This is a genomic window from Arthrobacter globiformis (genome assembly GCF_030817195.1).
Classification (GTDB): Bacteria; Actinomycetota; Actinomycetes; order Actinomycetales; family Micrococcaceae; genus Arthrobacter; species Arthrobacter globiformis_D.
In genome coordinates this window covers 4,525,345-4,539,284 of record NZ_JAUSYZ010000001.1, presented here as the reverse complement: position 1 = coordinate 4,539,284, position 13,940 = coordinate 4,525,345, and the positions used below count along the sequence as shown (strand labels likewise).

Sequence of the window (13,940 nt, the reverse complement as noted above, 5' to 3'; positions counted from 1 at the left end):
AGGCTACCCCTTCGGGCGCAGGTCGTAGATCCGGCGCAGTTTGCCGCTGGATCGCTCGAGCGAGCCGGGCTCCACCACGTCCACCGTGCACGAAGAACCCACGTGGATCTTGATCTGCTCCCGCAGGGTGTGGGCCGCCGTCGTGCTCTCCGCGGCGGTGACATTGTCACGGCGCTCGATCTTCACTGTCAGCTGGTCCATGCGCTGGCCCTCCGGTCGGGTGAGCACCAGCTGGAAGTGCGGGCTGAGCTCGGGGATGCGCAGCGCGATTTCCTCGATCTGGGACGGGAAGAGGTTCACGCCGCGGAGGATGATCATGTCGTCGCTGCGGCCCGTGATGCGTCCCATCCGGCGGTGCGCCGGGCGGGCGGTGCCGGGGAGCAGCCGGGTGAGGTCCTTGGTACGGTAGCGGATGATCGGCAGGGCTTCCTTGGTAAGCGAGGTGAACACGAGCTCACCGTGCTCGCCGTCGCCCAGCACGTTTTCCTTGCCAGGGTTGGGGTTAAACGGGTCGATGACTTCCGGCCGGAAGTGGTCCTCCCAGATGTGGCTGCCGTCCTGGGTCTCCACGCATTCGCCGGCAACGCCCGGTCCCATGACTTCAGAGAGCCCGTAGATGTCGCAGGCCTTGATGTTCATGGTGACCTCAAGCTCGTGGCGCATCTCCTGGGTCCACGGCTCGGCGCCGAGCACCGCGTACTTCAGCGAGGTGGACGTGGGGTCGATTCCCATGTGGGCCATGGCATCGGCGATGGTGAGCAGGTATGTGGGCGTGGCCAGGATGGCGTCCGGCTCGAAGTCCTGGATGAGCTGGATCTGGCGTTCGGTCTGCCCGCCGGACATCGGAATCACGGTGCAGCCCAGCGCCTCGGCACCGGCGTGGGCGCCCAGCCCGCCGGTGAAGAGGCCGTAGCCGTAGGCGTTGTGGACCTTCATGCCGGGGCGGACACCGGAGGCGCGGAGGCAGCGGGCCACCAGTTTGGCCCAGTCGGCCAGATCCTGCTTGGTGTAGCCGACGACGGTGGGCCGGCCTGTGGTGCCGGAGCTGGCGTGCACGCGGGCCACCTCGCTCTGCGGGACGGCGAACATGCCGAACGGGTACTCCTGGCGCAGGTCCTCCTTGGTGGTGAAGGGGAAGTTGCCTAGATCGGCGAGTTCGCGCAGGTCCGAGGGGTGGATGCCGGCGTCGTCGAACTTGCGCTTGTAGAGCGGAACGCGGTCGTACGCGTACGCGACGGTGTGCTGGAGCCGGCTGAGCTGGAGCGCTTCGATCTGGTCCCGGGACATGGTCTCCTCGGGGTCGAGGGCGGCGCCGGTGGGGTGCGCTCCGGCCTCGGTGGGCGCGGCGACAGCGGGTTCAGGGGCGTGGAGGGTCATGTTCTGCTTCCTACTTCTTGGGGATGGTACGGCTGCGTCCGCGGAACTCGGCAATGAGTTCACCGGGCTTGCCCGAACTGAGGTCCGCACCGGGATCGGCAGCGAAGATCTGGATGTCGTAGAGGCCGCTGCGGCCCGCGCTGGAGCGGCGGTCGGCGACGGCAGTGATGACCTGGCCCTGATAGGCCGGCTTGAGGAAGTTAATGTCGACGCCGGCAGCAACGGTGATGCTGTCCGGGTCGGCGGGCGACGCGGGGTTGCAGGCGAGGGCGAACGCAGAGTCCGCGAAGGCGAAGATCATTCCGCCGTGGGCCATGCCGAAGCCGTTCAGCATTTCCTGCCGGAGGGTCATCCGGATGGTTGCGTGGCCGTCGCTGAGTCTGAGGACTTCGATGCCCATCCATTCCGAGGCGTAATCGTTCTCGAGGATGTGGTGGGCCACACCGGGGATTGCCGTTTCAGCCATGCGTCGTTGCCTCCAGCTTTATTTACCGAATGTTCATTAGGTAATCCCATTGGAGGGGTTCATGTCAAGGGTGCGGGCCAGCCGGAGGGGCCCGGCGACGGCGATGACCACCAGCGCGGCCAGGACATGCAGGAGCGCCACGGTCCACCAGAGCGTGAGGTAGTCAGGCCCCAGCAGGGCTGGAAAGACCAGGGCGCCGGAGGTGTTGAACGCGGCGTGGAAAACCATGCAGATGGGAACACTGCCGCTGCTGTTGTAGAGCCAGGCCAACAGCACGGACTGCGCTAGGACCATAAGCAGGAACGGAAGCGGCGGCCGCTGCCCGGTGGGATCCGACAGCAGCTCCGGAAGGTGCCACGCCGCCCACACCAGCCCGAGGAGCAGTGCCGCCGACAGGGCCGGGTGGTCCCGCTGCAGGAGCGGAAGGGCGTAGCCGCGCCAGCCCAGCTCCTCGAAGAGGCCAACGGTCACCAGCGTGAACGCGAAGGTGCCGAGCAGCATGAACCAGCCTGGATTGGGTCCGAGCTCCGGGGCGGACGCGCCGCCGGAGACCGTGAGTCCGGTCGCCAGCGTCACCAGCAGGCAGGGCAGTCCCGCGGCGGCCAAATACCAGCGGCCGGCCACGCGCCACCGGGCCAGTTGCCGGAGCAGTTGCAGCAGCTCGGCCTTGCCGCCGGCGAGAAAGGCAGTGATGGCCGCGGCCAGGGCAGGCCCGAACGGTATCAGGGGCGAGCTGTTCGGGTTGAGGAGGGTCAGCGGCCACACCAGCCAGGAAATGGCGAACGCCAGGGCGAAGAACAGCGCGAGCCGGTGGGCGGCGGGCCAGCCCATCCTTCCGTGCCTGTCCGCTTCCTTCCGGGCTCGACGGCGGCCTCCGCCGCGAGCGGGCAGCGGCTGTTCACCGGGCATGGGCTGGTCAGGGGGCGACGGCTGCGCCATGGCCTGCCCCCGCCGCCAGGGCGCGGAATTTCCGGAGCCGCGCCAGGATCACCAGCAAAACGGTGGCCGCAGCAATCTGCTGCCACGCGCCGTCGAACACTGTGAACTTGTCCGCCGAGGAGGCGTTGAACGAGGCGTGGAGGAGTGCCACGATCAGCAGGCTCTGGCTCGTTCCGAGGTAGGCGATGCCCACCAGCAGTCGGAACAGCGGCGCGAAGACCAGAAGCACACCCCACGCAACCGCCACGTCCGGCCACGGGGTGCCGCCGAAGCCCTTGTCCCCGAAGGCCAGCGGCAGATGGATGAGCGCGAAGGGAATGGCGGTGAGCAGGCTGCCGGCAACCAGGCCGTGGCGCTCCATCAGCCGGCGCTGGACCACCCCCGTCCATGCCAGCTCCTCCCAGATGTTCCCCAGCAGGGCGCCTACGATCAGCGTGTTCAGCAGGTATGACCCTGCGACCGGGGCCCACCCGTCCGCGGGCTGATGGAACGTGCCGGTGGCGGCCGCGATGAGCACGGTCAGGGCGGGCAGGGCCAGGACCGCCGCCACATACCAGCCCGCTCCGACGCGCCATCGGACGGTTTGGCGGAACAGATCCCGCACGCCGGGCTTGCCGCCGGCCGCCCGGGTCACCAGGACGGCCGTTCCCAGCAGGATGAGCAGTTCGGCGAGGATGCCGGGCATCGCATTGCCGAGCAGCGCGATGGACAGGATCAGGGCCAGCCACGTCAGCCCGATCGCAACGACCAGGAACGCGGTCACCGGGCGGGCAGCGATGAGCCGGCGCAGCGGAGGGACGGACGGATCGGAAGCGCGGCCAGCGGGACTCATCGGGACCACCATCGTTCAGGACGTTGCAGCCAGGCGGCCGCTGTCCGGTACGTTGCTGCGGATGGGGCGGTCCCGGGGCGCTGGCCCACTCCGGGTCCGGGACGGCGGACGTGCGCCGACGTGGCAATCAACACCATTGTGTGCTCCCGGAAGCGCGGCAACAAGTGAAAGTATGGGGGAAGGCGCGCTTGGCGCGTCCCGTCAGTAATCCGGCACACGTCCAATGCAGCACGTTCCACGCAGGAGCTTCCAACCAGAGGACAGATCATGGCCAAAGGGATATATGTCAGTGCGACCACCCCGGGATCGGGGAAGTCGCTCATAGCGCTGGGCCTGGCGGACACGCTCCACCGGCACGCGGACCGGATCGGATTCTTCAAACCCGTGGTGCACGGCGACGACGCCGGCGCGGATCCGATGGTGGCGCTCATGAAGTCCCGTTTCGACCTGGACGACCAGCGCTGCCGCGGCGGGACTGACATTCACGGAGGTCCGCGGCCTGCTCGCAGAAGGCAGGCGGGAGGACATCGATTCCCGCTGCGTGGAGATCTTCGCCGAGATGGGCCGGCACTGCGACGTGATCATCGTGGAGGGGACGGACCTCACGGGCCACGACGCCGCCGTCGAATTCGACCTCAACGCTCGCCTGGCCAACAACCTGGCCGCGCCCATCGTCGCGGTGGTGGGCGCCAAGGGGCGCAGCGTGACGGAGGCCGCGGCCGCCGTCGACGTGGCCCGCAAGGAGCTGGCCGCCGAGAAGTGCTCGCTCCTGGCCATGATGGTGAACCGGGCGGACCCGGAGGACGTGGACGCGATCGTTGCGGCGGTGAAACCCGGCGCATCCGGCCGGCCGGTGTACGTTTTCCCGGAGCTGGAAGACATCGCCCGACCCACCACGGGCGAGGTCGGCACGGCGCTGGCGCTGCGGCAGATCGCCGGCCGCGCGGACATGGAGCGGGACGTCCGTGATGTCAAGGTCGCAGCCATGAATGTGGGCAACTTCCTGAATGTGCTCGACGACGGCGCGCTGGTGATCGTGCCCGGTGACCGGGCGGATGTGATGGTGGCCTGCCTGGCGTCGTCCTTCTCGCCCGAGTTCCCGGTCCCGTCCGGGCTGATCCTCACCGGCGGCCTGGCCCCGGACGCCAACATCTACCCGCTGCTGGCCTCCGCGCCGTTCCCTGTGTTCGCCACGGAAGATGACACCTACACCACGGCCCGGCGCGTGTCCGAGGTCCGCAGCGAGATCTGGAGCGGCCACCGGCGCAAGGTGGCCTCCGCGCTGGGACTGTGGTCCCGGCAGGTGGACGAGGCCGAAATGCTCGAGCGCCTGCACCTGCCCCGAGCCGAGCGGATGACGCCGCTGCGGTTCCTGCACGACCTCATCGAGCGTGCCCGCTCCCAGCGCCGCCACATCGTGCTGCCGGAGGGCAAGGACATACGGATCCTGAAGGCCGCCGAAATCCTGCACCGCCGGGACGTCTGCGACCTGACGCTGCTGGGCCGGGAAGCCGACGTCCGGGAGCTCGCCGCCAGCCGCGGCATCGACCTCGCCGGCATCAACATCGTGGACCCCGCCACCTCCGAGCTGCGCCAGGACTTCGCCGCCAGATACGCCGAGCTCAGGGCGCACAAGGGCGTTGACCTGGCCCGGGCACTGGAGGTCATGCAGGACGAAAGCTACTTCGGCACCATGATGGTCCAGCTGGGCGTGGTGGACGGCATGGTCTCCGGCGCCGCGCACACCACCGCCCACACCATCCGCCCCGCACTGGAGTTCGTGAAGACCCGGCAGGGCGTGAAGATCGTCTCCTCGGTGTTCCTGATGCTCATGCCGGACCGCGTGCTGGTCTACGGCGACTGCGCGGTGAACCCGGACCCCAACGTGGAGCAGCTCGCGGACATCGCCCTGGCCTCGGCCGAAACCGCTTCCCAGTTCGGGGTGGAGCCCCGGGTGGCCATGCTGTCCTACTCCACCGGCGGCTCCGGCTCGGGCGAGGCCGTGGAGGAAGTCCGGCAGGCCACCGACCTGGTCAGGGAACGCCGCCCTGATCTCGCCGTCGAGGGCCCCATCCAGTACGACGCCGCCGTGGACGCCTCCATCGCCGAGTCCAAGATGCCCGGCTCGTCCGTCGCCGGCCAGGCGACGGTGTTCATCTTCCCGGACCTGAACACCGGCAACAACACGTACAAGGCGGTGCAGCAGAGCTCCGGAGCGGTCGCCGTCGGGCCCGTCCTGCAGGGGCTGCGCAAGCCCGTCAACGACCTCTCCCGCGGCTGCACCGTGGAAGACATCGTCAACACGGTGGCCATCACCGCGATCCAGGCGCAGAGCCTGGCCATCCCTCTGGAAACCCCCAACGCCACAGAACCGTCCGCCGTTTCAGCAGCCAAGGCTTAGGAGGCCACATGCTCGTGCTCGTCATCAACTCCGGCTCGTCCTCGCTCAAGTACCAGGTGCGCGACGTCGCCGAAGGCAGCGTGCTCACCGAGGGGCTGATCGAGCGCATCGGCATGTCCAACGGCGGCCAGGGCGACGGCGAGGTGGTGGGCCCGGCGGACCACGCCGAAGCCCTTGAGCAGGTGGACGCGGCCATCCATCAGGTGCTGGGGGACCGGCAGCTGGACGCGGTGGGGCACCGGGTGGTGCACGGCGGCGAGCGGTTCGGCGAGCCCGTGCTGATCGACAACGAGATCACCCGCGCCATCGAACGGCTCAACCCGCTGGCGCCGCTGCACAACCCCGCGAACGTGCTGGGCATCCGCGCCATCACGAAGAAGTGGCCGGGCATGCCGCAGGTGGCCGTGTTCGACACCGCCTTCCACCGCAGCCTGCCCGAGCACGCCTGGCGCTACGCCATTCCCGACGAGCTCTACACGAACCACGGGATCCGCCGGTACGGCTTCCACGGGACCTCGCACGAATACGTCACCAACCGTGCCGCCGCGCTGCTGGATATCCCGGTGGAGGAGTTCGACGGCGTGATCGCCCACCTCGGCAACGGCGCCTCCGTCACCGCGATCCAGGGCGGCAAGTCCGTGGACACGTCGATGGGCTTCACGCCGCTGGAGGGCCTGGTCATGGGCACCCGCTCCGGCGACCTGGACCCGTCCATCCTGGTGTTCCTGGCCCGCACCGGCTGGAATGCCGAGGACCTCGATTCCATGCTCAACCGCGAGTCCGGGCTTAAGGGGCTGGCCGGCAACAACGACATGCGTTCGGTGGTGGAGGCGGCCGAGTCCGGTGATTCCCGCGCGGCCACCGCCCTGGCGGTCACGTCCTACCGGCTGGCCAAGTACATCGGCGGCTACCACGTGGCGGTGGGCGGGGCGAAGGCCCTGGTGTTCACGGCCGGGATCGGCGAGAACTCGCACCAGTTCCGCGCTTTGGTGGGGGAGAAGCTGGGGGCGCTGGGCATAGAGCTCGACGCCGGGCTGAACAGTGAGCGGTCCAAGGAACCCCGCGTGATTTCCACCGAAGCGTCCGCCATCCCCGTGCTGGTGGTGCCCACGGACGAAGAGCGCGCCATCGCCGAGGCAACAGCCGCCGTCGTCGGGGGCTAGCCGCTGCTTGGTCCGCCGAGTGCTCCGTAGATGCCCTTTTGAGCCCGCAAAACGGCATTTACGGAGCAACCGATGGGAATTAGCCGGGCCAGATGTCCTGCCAAGCGAGGCGTTCGGTGAACTCGGCTGCGGGGAGCGGGCGGCTGAAGTAGTAGCCCTGTCCGCTGATGCAGCCGGTGTTCCGCAGGTGCTCGGCCTGCTCCGCGTTTTCCACGCCCTCCCACACGGCCTCGAGCCCGCAGGCCCGGATGAGCTGCAGGATGGCCGCGATCAGTGCAGGCTGCGCGGGGTCGCTGCCGAGGGCCGTGAGCAGAGTCCGGTCCACCTTGACCCGGTCCACGGGCAGGCGCCGCAGGTAGCTGATGGACGAGTACCCGGTGCCGAAGTCGTCGATCTCCAGGCCCACCCCGAGCTTCCGCAGGCTGGCGAGCGTGTACCGGTCGAGCTCGTTGCCTTTGATGATGTCGCTCTCCGTCAGCTCCAGCACCAGGAGCGCAGGCTCGAGGTCCGCGGCGGTGAGCGCGTCCCGGACGTCCTCGATGAACTGAAGCCGCTGCAGGTCCGCGGCCGAGACGTTGATGCGCATGTCAAAGTTGTGGCGGCCGGTCTCCGGTGAGCTCCGCCAGCGCCGGAGCTGCTCCACGGAATTCCTGAGCACCCAGTTGCCGAGCTCCGAGATGAGGCCCGTCTCCTCGGCGATGGGAATGAATTCGTCCGGCATGATTAGGCCGCGTTTGGGGTGTCTCCAGCGGACCAGGGCCTCCACGCCCTCGATCTTTCCTGAGGCCAGCTCGATGACCGGCTGGTAGTACAGCACCAGCTGGTCGGTGGCGATGGCCTCGCGCAGTTCCCCGACCAGCTGGTTGCGGAGCTGCCGGGCGTGGAGCATGGCCGGCTCGAACACCCGCAGCTTGTTGCGGGCGTCGGCCTTGGAGGCGTACATCGCGATGTCCGCCTCCATGAGCAGTTCCTCGGACGTCTCGCCGGGATCGGCAATTCTCAGGCCCAGGCTCGCACCGCAGCGGATGGTCTTGCCGTCCACCTCCAGTGTTGCGTTAAGGGAGTCCAGGATCCGGTTTCCGACGGCGGCAGCCTTGGCCGGCGTCGTGGCAGGCAGCAGGACGGCGAACTCGTCGCCGCCCAGCCGGGCCACCATGTCGCCGTCGCGCACGCACGAACGGATCCGCGCCCCCACAGTGGCCAGCACCTTGTCACCCATGGAGTGGCCCAGGGAATCGTTGACGCTCTTGAAGGCGTCGAGGTCCAGCAGCAGCAGGGCCGGCGGGAGCCCGCCGTCGGCCGCCTCCGCCTGGGCATCGTTGACGGCGCTGACCAGCGCCGACCGGTTGTAGAGTCCCGTCAGGGCATCCGTGAGCGCCATCTGCTGCAGCTCTTTGTGTGCCGCATTGAGCAACCGCGTGCGCGATTCCACGCGCTCCTCGAGCTCCTGGTAGATGATCTGCAGGTCCTCGGCGAGCAGGTTGGTGCCCATGATCACCGCATCCAGCTCGTCCCGGGCCTCGGAAATCTCGATGCGCGAGTGGAGTTCCCCCGCCGCCAGCCGGACGATGCCGTCGAGCAGCTTCCCGAGCCGGGGATCGTCGTTAGAGAACGTCGTCAAGGTGGCTCAACCAGTCGAGGGCGTCGTTTTCGGCGGTGAAATATTGGGCCGGCACCGAGCAGAATTCGCCGCCCAGCAGAAAGTGCCCCAGCAGCCTGTCCACGGGGGATTCACCCAGGATCGCCCAGGCGGACACCGAGGGGATCGCCGCGTAGGCTGCCCGCGCCGCGCGGTTTACGGACCTTACCCCGGTCAGTTCAAGCACGACGGCGACCCTCCGGTCCCCGGCCAGCTCACCAAGGCGGCTGTACAGTTGGGCGGTTGCGGTCTCATTAAGATCGGTGCCGCGCGGGAGTACGGCTTTGACAGCGAGATCATGCAGCATGGTGAAGGCAACGACGGGCGCAGGAGCCGGGCGCGTCGGGGACTCCGGCTGCAGCGGTGCGGCACCGGGAAACACTGTCGCTTCTGGCATTACCCCCCCTGGAGAAATTGCTGTTGGCGCCGGTCCGAAGGCTCCGCTGAGGCGATGAAACCACGGACGGTGGCGCTACGCTCCGGTGCAGCAGCTGTATCGAACAGCGTAGCGGCCTCGTCAAGCATCTGCAGTGATTCCGCTTCGTGTCCCTGCGCCATCAGCGCCCTTCCCAGGATAAAGGTGGCCTCCGCCGCGGTCTGGGTGGCGAGGATGGGGAACTTGCTGCGCAGCGGAGTCAGGAGGCTGATCGCCGTATCCATGTCCCCGGTGAGGTAGTACCAGTGGGCGCGGACCAGGGACATCTCCAGGATGTCCCGTTCACTGCCGCCCACCACCTCGGTGGCGAGCTCGGCGCGCTCGATGCAGCGCAGCGTTGCGGCGTCACCCAGTTTGGCCTGGAGGCGCATTTCCGCGGAGGCGCGGTTGAAGCGCGCCCACAGGTCGACGTCCTGCGAGGGGGAGAGTTTGCCCGCGGCGAGGTCGTGGTAGTGGCTGCCTTCATTGACCCGGTTGCTGAGGAATGCCACGTTGCCGATCACCCAGTAGGCCTTGCCTGCCGTGTCCTCGTCCACGTGGTCAGTCAGCAGCGACTCCAGGTCCAGGCACTCCTGCCAGGCGTCCTCCTGCCGGCCGCTTTCCGCGAGGGCGGCAATGAGGGCCTGCTGGGCCTGGATGTGCAGGTAGACGTTTTCGAAGTCTCCGGCCACCAACCGGGCGGCGGTGGTAGCGGCATCCACCGCCTCGGGGAGCCGGCCCAGGCCCTGGAGTGAATGTGCCAGCAGAATTGCCGCCCGGGCGCCCAAGTCTGGGGCTGAATTCGCAACGGGATGGGCAGCCAATTCGACGGCGAGTTGCTGGCACTCCTGGATGGATCCCTGGTCCCGCAGGCATTCGGCCTGCAGCAGGATCATCTTCCACCAGCGCAGCTCGTCCCCGGCCTCCTGGGCCAGCTCGGCGGCGTGCCCGGCCTCGGCGTATCCTGCGGCATAGTCCCGCCGCTTCCAGCTTTCGCGCGCAGCCAACTCCGCGATCACGAACGGTGACAAATCGCGCTGCATAGGCATGCTCCCAATTATCCATAATCCTGCGCGCGGTCGGCCTCGCAGGAGGACTGAACTCCGCTTGTTACGGCAATTGCAAGTCGCTGCGGAGAAACATGGCAAAACCTGTGGAATTGACAGGAAATGACTTGACCAAACCTTGATCCAGTGACCGTATACTGTGGCCCGTAATGTGTAATACGGTTCACGGCTATAAACGACGAAAGGGACAGCGGATGAAGAAACTTGCCGCAACACTTGTTATGACCGGCATCCTTGCAGTGGCAGGTTTCGCTGCTCCTGCAAACGCGGCCCCGAAGGACAAGGACACCACCACGTCCTCAACTTCCACGAGCGAAGTCAATTACGCCACCATCGGCTGGTGGCCCAACTAAGGTTGGCAGAAGTCATTCAGAGTTACGAAAACCGCCCCGGACCTGGTCCGGGGCGGTTTTCGTTTGGGTTGAGATGGGCGGCGCCGGTCAGTCGGTTTGGGGTGTGCCGGCCGCTTCGTCGCCGTCGGCGCCGTCGTCGTCCGGTTCCTCGGTTTGGGGGCCGTCGACCGGGAGGTGCACCGAGACGGTGGTCCCCTCGCCCAGCACGGAGGACAGGTCCAGTGAACCGCCGTGGCGGCGGACGATGTCGTGGGCAATCGCCAGGCCCAGTCCGCTTCCCGGGATAGCCGCGGATGAGGCATTGGATGCCCGGTAGAAGCGGGTGAACACCTGGGCGATTTCCTGCTCCGGAATTCCGACGCCGGTGTCCATGACATCGACGACGGCGCACGGGCTGCCGGCCTCGGAAGCGGTGGTCATGAAGCTGATGCTGATCCGGCCGCCCTTCGGGGTGAACTTGATGGCGTTGGCCACGATGTTGGTGAAAACCTGCTCCAGCTGGGCCTCGTCGGCCTGGACCTTCACGTCCTCATGCGCGTCGGCGCCCGTGATGGTGACGTTCCGCGAATCGGCGAGCGGGCGCAGTGCGGCCACGACGATCCGCAGGACCTGGCCAAGCTCTACCTGCTTGAGGTTCAGGTTGCCGGAGTCCTGCTGGGAGACAGTGAGCATGTCCTCGATCAGCCTGCGGAGGCGGTCGGAGTTCCGCGAGATGACGTCCATCATGGACAGGATGCCCGGCGGAACGGGGCCGCCCGCCCCGTCGCGGATCATGTCGAGGTAGGCCGTAATGGAGGTGAGCGGCGTGCGGAGCTCGTGGTTGACCGTGGCGAGGAAGTCCGTTTTGGCCTTGTCCAGTTCCCGCAACTGCTGCAGCACCTGCAGTTGCGCGCTGATCAGGTGGCCCTGGATGAGGCTGTGCGCGAGGTTGCCGGCCACGTGCTGGATGAGGGCGATCTCGGCCCTAGTCCAGTCGCGCGGCTTCTCCAGCTGGGCGATCCAGATGATCCCCAGGGCCGATTCGCCTTCTCCTACCGGCAACGCAACCGAGGCTCGCACGGAGCCCAAACCGGACCATTCCCGCAAATCCTCGGCCAGGGCGGCGGACTGGTCCGCCTGGTGATCCGGAACCGCCAGAGCCTCGGCGGCCGACCACAGCGAGGTGGTCTGCTCCCTGGCCTCGTCCTCGAACGCACCAAGGGTGTCCGGCAGCTTGGCATGGCCGGGCAGGGACCACTGGGCACTGATCCGGGGCACGCGCGAATCCTGGAAGGTGGTGAACCAGACGTGGTCCACGCCCAGGGATTCACCGAATCCGCGGACCAGGTGGCCGGCCATGTGCTGGGGGATGTTGGTGCCGCGGATGGCGGCGGAGACGTTGCGGAGGCTTTCGCGCAGGAATTCGGCTTCGGCCCGGATGCGGCGGCGTTCCCGCGCCCGTCCTATTAGGGTCTCCACCCGGTGGGTCAGCTCCCGGGGCGCCGCGTCGCGGGAGATGTAATCGGCGATGCCCCAGGGCTCAAGCCGGGCAAGGTCGAAGTCACCTGCGAGGTCAACCAGGAGCAGCACTGGCGTGCCTTCCCACCGGTAGCCGCCCGTCAGCTCTGCATCCAGAAGTACGACGGCGGCACGGTTGCCTTCCAGCTCCCCGGCGAGGGATCCGGCGTCGGACGCCTTCCGGACGCTGAAACCCGCGCCGGTGAGGACAGACGCCACGGCGTCCAGACGGGCCTCATCGGTGAGCGCGACCACTGCCTCGTGAGGTGCGGAGGGGAACTCCGCCGGTGCCTGGACCATGTGCCCCCTGTGTTGCGAGTGCCTTTTTTGAGGCTACCGTGAATTTGGACTCACATTATCAGTAGGCGCCCCGGTGGCAGCGCCCCGGAGGGATGTACCGTGATACTTGTCCACATTAGCCACCGCGGAGGTTTGATTTGAATTCCAACAGCACCGGACGGAACACGCTGTTCAACCTGGAATTGGATACCGAAGGCCTGCTGCGGCTGACCTGGGCCAGGGGCGCCAGCATCACTGAAGCGGACGCTGAGGCCGCCATGGCGCAGGTCAACGCGCTCTGCGGCGACAGCCGTCACCCCATGCTCGTGGACATGGCCACCACCGCCGATGTGACCCGCGGAGCCCGTGCCGTGTTCGGCCGTCCCTGCCAGGCCTCACGGATTGCGCTGCTCGGTGCGTCGCCGGTGGACCGCGTGATTGCCAACTTCATCCTGGGCATCAACAGGCTCCCGTGCCCCACGAGGTTTTTCACGGACAGAGCCGAGGCCGAGTCCTGGCTGAAGGTCCCATAGTCTTCAGCGGGCCTTTCCGGTTCAGACTTTCCGGTTCAGCGGGCCTGTCCGGTTCAGCGGGCCTGGAGCACCGCGAAATAGCCCGGGATCTGTTCGGGCCGGTCTGGGGATTTCAGGGGGCGGGTTTCTAACGTGACCGGGCCGTCCTCCACCACATCCCAGCTCGCCTCGGGGAAAGCCCTCCTGCGCTGTACGGTGCCGAAGCGGCCGGGCATGGGCAGTCCGCGGATGGCCCTTTCGAGCGGCCCGGGGATGGAGTGCAGGGTGGCTCCGAGGTGGCTGACGTACTGGACGGGATTTCCGCGGAAGTCGGTCTCGGCCAGGAAGACACGGCCACGCTTGCCCACAAGCGGGTGCAGTTGCCCGGCCAGGGCCGCCTGGGCAGGTTTCTTCAGCACGTGCAGGACGCCCCGGATGAAAATGTTGGCTTCACCGGGGAACCCGGCTGCGGCCAGGGCGTCCGTCACGGCACGGTGGCCCGCTGGGGCTGTCATGTCAACCGCGACGTAGGAGACCCGCTCCAGCCCTTCGGATTCGGCGGCAGCACGTCCGATGGCGTTGGCTGACACATCCACCCCCAGGACATGCGGAAAGTAGGCGGCAAGCGCGCGGCTGAAGACGCCGTTGCCGCACCCGACATCGACGATGGGAAGGCTGGGGTCCAACTGCCGCGTCAGATGCTCCAGATACGCCTGCAGCTCGTGGTCGCTGCCCGAATCCCACAGCACGTCGCCGCGGGCGCCGGTGGCCCCGACCCTGCCCCAGAACTGGTCCCACGCGACCCCGGGGTCCTTCGGCGCGTTGGAGGCCAGCTTCACCAGTTTGGGGAGCAGCAGGTATTTCTTGAGCGCCGAGAGCATCCTTCAAATATATGTTGCCTGGGACACGTCACCGTTCAGCCCGGTCCGCGCCTCAGCTCGCCGTTTCGCCAAAAATGGCCGCCCGGCCCTGCCCCTCGCCCTCGTTTTCGCCATAAAGG

General features: G+C 67.5%; 12 protein-coding genes and 1 pseudogene. 4 read left to right on the top strand and 9 right to left on the bottom strand.

What is annotated here, in order from left to right:
- Positions 1–3: 3 nt before the first annotated feature.
- From paaK to QF036_RS20775, 4 genes are all read right to left on the bottom strand, one after another.
- Positions 4–1,377, bottom strand: a complete 1,374-nt coding sequence (gene paaK, locus QF036_RS20790) for a phenylacetate--CoA ligase PaaK (RefSeq protein ID WP_307104924.1) — start codon at positions 1,375–1,377, stop codon at positions 4–6.
- A gap of 10 nt (positions 1,378–1,387) precedes the next feature.
- Positions 1,388–1,843 (bottom strand): hotdog fold thioesterase, encoded by a 456-nt coding sequence (locus tag QF036_RS20785; RefSeq protein WP_307104922.1) that lies wholly within the window; start codon positions 1,841–1,843, stop codon positions 1,388–1,390.
- Between the two features lie 36 nt (positions 1,844–1,879).
- Positions 1,880–2,674 (bottom strand): CPBP family intramembrane glutamic endopeptidase, encoded by a 795-nt coding sequence (locus tag QF036_RS20780; protein WP_307104920.1) that lies wholly within the window; start codon positions 2,672–2,674, stop codon positions 1,880–1,882.
- An 85-nt stretch (positions 2,675–2,759) separates the two neighbouring features.
- Positions 2,760–3,614, bottom strand: coding sequence for a CPBP family intramembrane glutamic endopeptidase (locus QF036_RS20775; protein ID WP_307104918.1), 855 nt, complete (start codon positions 3,612–3,614; stop codon positions 2,760–2,762).
- A gap of 267 nt (positions 3,615–3,881) precedes the next feature.
- Between QF036_RS20775 and pta the strand changes: the two are divergent.
- Together pta and QF036_RS20765 are read left to right on the top strand one after the other, a co-directional pair.
- Positions 3,882–6,015, top strand: a pseudogene (gene pta, locus QF036_RS20770) (phosphate acetyltransferase).
- An 8-nt stretch (positions 6,016–6,023) separates the two neighbouring features.
- Complete coding sequence (locus QF036_RS20765; protein ID WP_307104916.1) at positions 6,024–7,178, top strand: acetate kinase; 1,155 nt, start codon at positions 6,024–6,026, stop codon at positions 7,176–7,178.
- A 79-nt stretch (positions 7,179–7,257) separates the two neighbouring features.
- On the opposite strand, the gene QF036_RS20760 is transcribed toward QF036_RS20765, so the two are convergent.
- Genes QF036_RS20760 through QF036_RS20750 form a run of 3 tightly spaced genes read right to left on the bottom strand, consistent with a single transcriptional unit; the run spans position 7,258 to position 10,281 of the window.
- Complete coding sequence (locus QF036_RS20760; RefSeq protein ID WP_307104914.1) at positions 7,258–8,799, bottom strand: putative bifunctional diguanylate cyclase/phosphodiesterase; 1,542 nt, start codon at positions 8,797–8,799, stop codon at positions 7,258–7,260.
- Positions 8,783–9,214, bottom strand: a complete 432-nt coding sequence (locus tag QF036_RS20755) for a DUF7793 family protein (protein WP_307104912.1) — start codon at positions 9,212–9,214, stop codon at positions 8,783–8,785. Before QF036_RS20755 ends, QF036_RS20760 begins: the two co-directional genes overlap by 17 nt.
- Positions 9,214–10,281 carry a tetratricopeptide repeat protein gene (locus tag QF036_RS20750; protein WP_307104910.1) on the bottom strand — a complete coding sequence of 356 codons (1,068 nt, stop codon included), beginning with the start codon at positions 10,279–10,281 and terminating at the stop codon, positions 9,214–9,216. The genes QF036_RS20755 and QF036_RS20750 overlap by 1 nt, the downstream gene beginning before the upstream one ends.
- A 212-nt stretch (positions 10,282–10,493) precedes the next feature.
- On the opposite strand from QF036_RS20750, the gene QF036_RS20745 reads away from it, so the two are divergent.
- On the top strand, positions 10,494–10,652 hold the full coding sequence (locus QF036_RS20745) for a hypothetical protein (protein ID WP_307104908.1): 159 nt from the start codon (positions 10,494–10,496) through the stop codon (positions 10,650–10,652).
- 87 nt (positions 10,653–10,739) lie between these two features.
- On the opposite strand, the gene QF036_RS20740 is transcribed toward QF036_RS20745, so the two are convergent.
- Positions 10,740–12,449 carry an ATP-binding response regulator gene (locus QF036_RS20740; protein WP_307104907.1) on the bottom strand — a complete coding sequence of 570 codons (1,710 nt, stop codon included), beginning with the start codon at positions 12,447–12,449 and terminating at the stop codon, positions 10,740–10,742.
- 137 nt (positions 12,450–12,586) lie between these two features.
- On the opposite strand from QF036_RS20740, the gene QF036_RS20735 reads away from it, so the two are divergent.
- Positions 12,587–12,961 carry a SpoIIAA family protein gene (locus QF036_RS20735; protein ID WP_307104905.1) on the top strand — a complete coding sequence of 125 codons (375 nt, stop codon included), beginning with the start codon at positions 12,587–12,589 and terminating at the stop codon, positions 12,959–12,961.
- Between the two features lie 53 nt (positions 12,962–13,014).
- Here QF036_RS20735 and QF036_RS20730 read toward each other — a convergent pair whose 3' ends face one another.
- Positions 13,015–13,821: a class I SAM-dependent methyltransferase gene (locus tag QF036_RS20730; RefSeq protein WP_307104904.1), complete on the bottom strand. Its 807-nt coding sequence runs from the start codon at positions 13,819–13,821 to the stop codon at positions 13,015–13,017.
- Positions 13,822–13,940: the final 119 nt, after the last annotated feature.

What these genes read in the sequence shown, in the direction of transcription:
- QF036_RS20750 (WP_307104910.1), bottom strand. Translation starts at nt 10,281, where the DNA reads ATGCCTATGCAGCGCGATTTGTCACCGTTCGTGATCGCGGAGTTGGCT.
- QF036_RS20730 (WP_307104904.1), bottom strand. Translation starts at nt 13,821, where the DNA reads ATGCTCTCGGCGCTCAAGAAATACCTGCTGCTCCCCAAACTGGTGAAG.
- QF036_RS20775 (WP_307104918.1), bottom strand. Translation starts at nt 3,614, where the DNA reads ATGAGTCCCGCTGGCCGCGCTTCCGATCCGTCCGTCCCTCCGCTGCGC.
- QF036_RS20780 (WP_307104920.1), bottom strand. Translation starts at nt 2,674, where the DNA reads ATGGGCTGGCCCGCCGCCCACCGGCTCGCGCTGTTCTTCGCCCTGGCG.
- QF036_RS20740 (WP_307104907.1), bottom strand. Translation starts at nt 12,449, where the DNA reads ATGGTCCAGGCACCGGCGGAGTTCCCCTCCGCACCTCACGAGGCAGTG.
- paaK (WP_307104924.1), bottom strand. Translation starts at nt 1,377, where the DNA reads ATGACCCTCCACGCCCCTGAACCCGCTGTCGCCGCGCCCACCGAGGCC.
- QF036_RS20755 (WP_307104912.1), bottom strand. Translation starts at nt 9,214, where the DNA reads ATGCCAGAAGCGACAGTGTTTCCCGGTGCCGCACCGCTGCAGCCGGAG.
- QF036_RS20765 (WP_307104916.1), top strand. Translation starts at nt 6,024, where the DNA reads ATGCTCGTGCTCGTCATCAACTCCGGCTCGTCCTCGCTCAAGTACCAG.
- QF036_RS20745 (WP_307104908.1), top strand. Translation starts at nt 10,494, where the DNA reads ATGAAGAAACTTGCCGCAACACTTGTTATGACCGGCATCCTTGCAGTG.
- QF036_RS20785 (WP_307104922.1), bottom strand. Translation starts at nt 1,843, where the DNA reads ATGGCTGAAACGGCAATCCCCGGTGTGGCCCACCACATCCTCGAGAAC.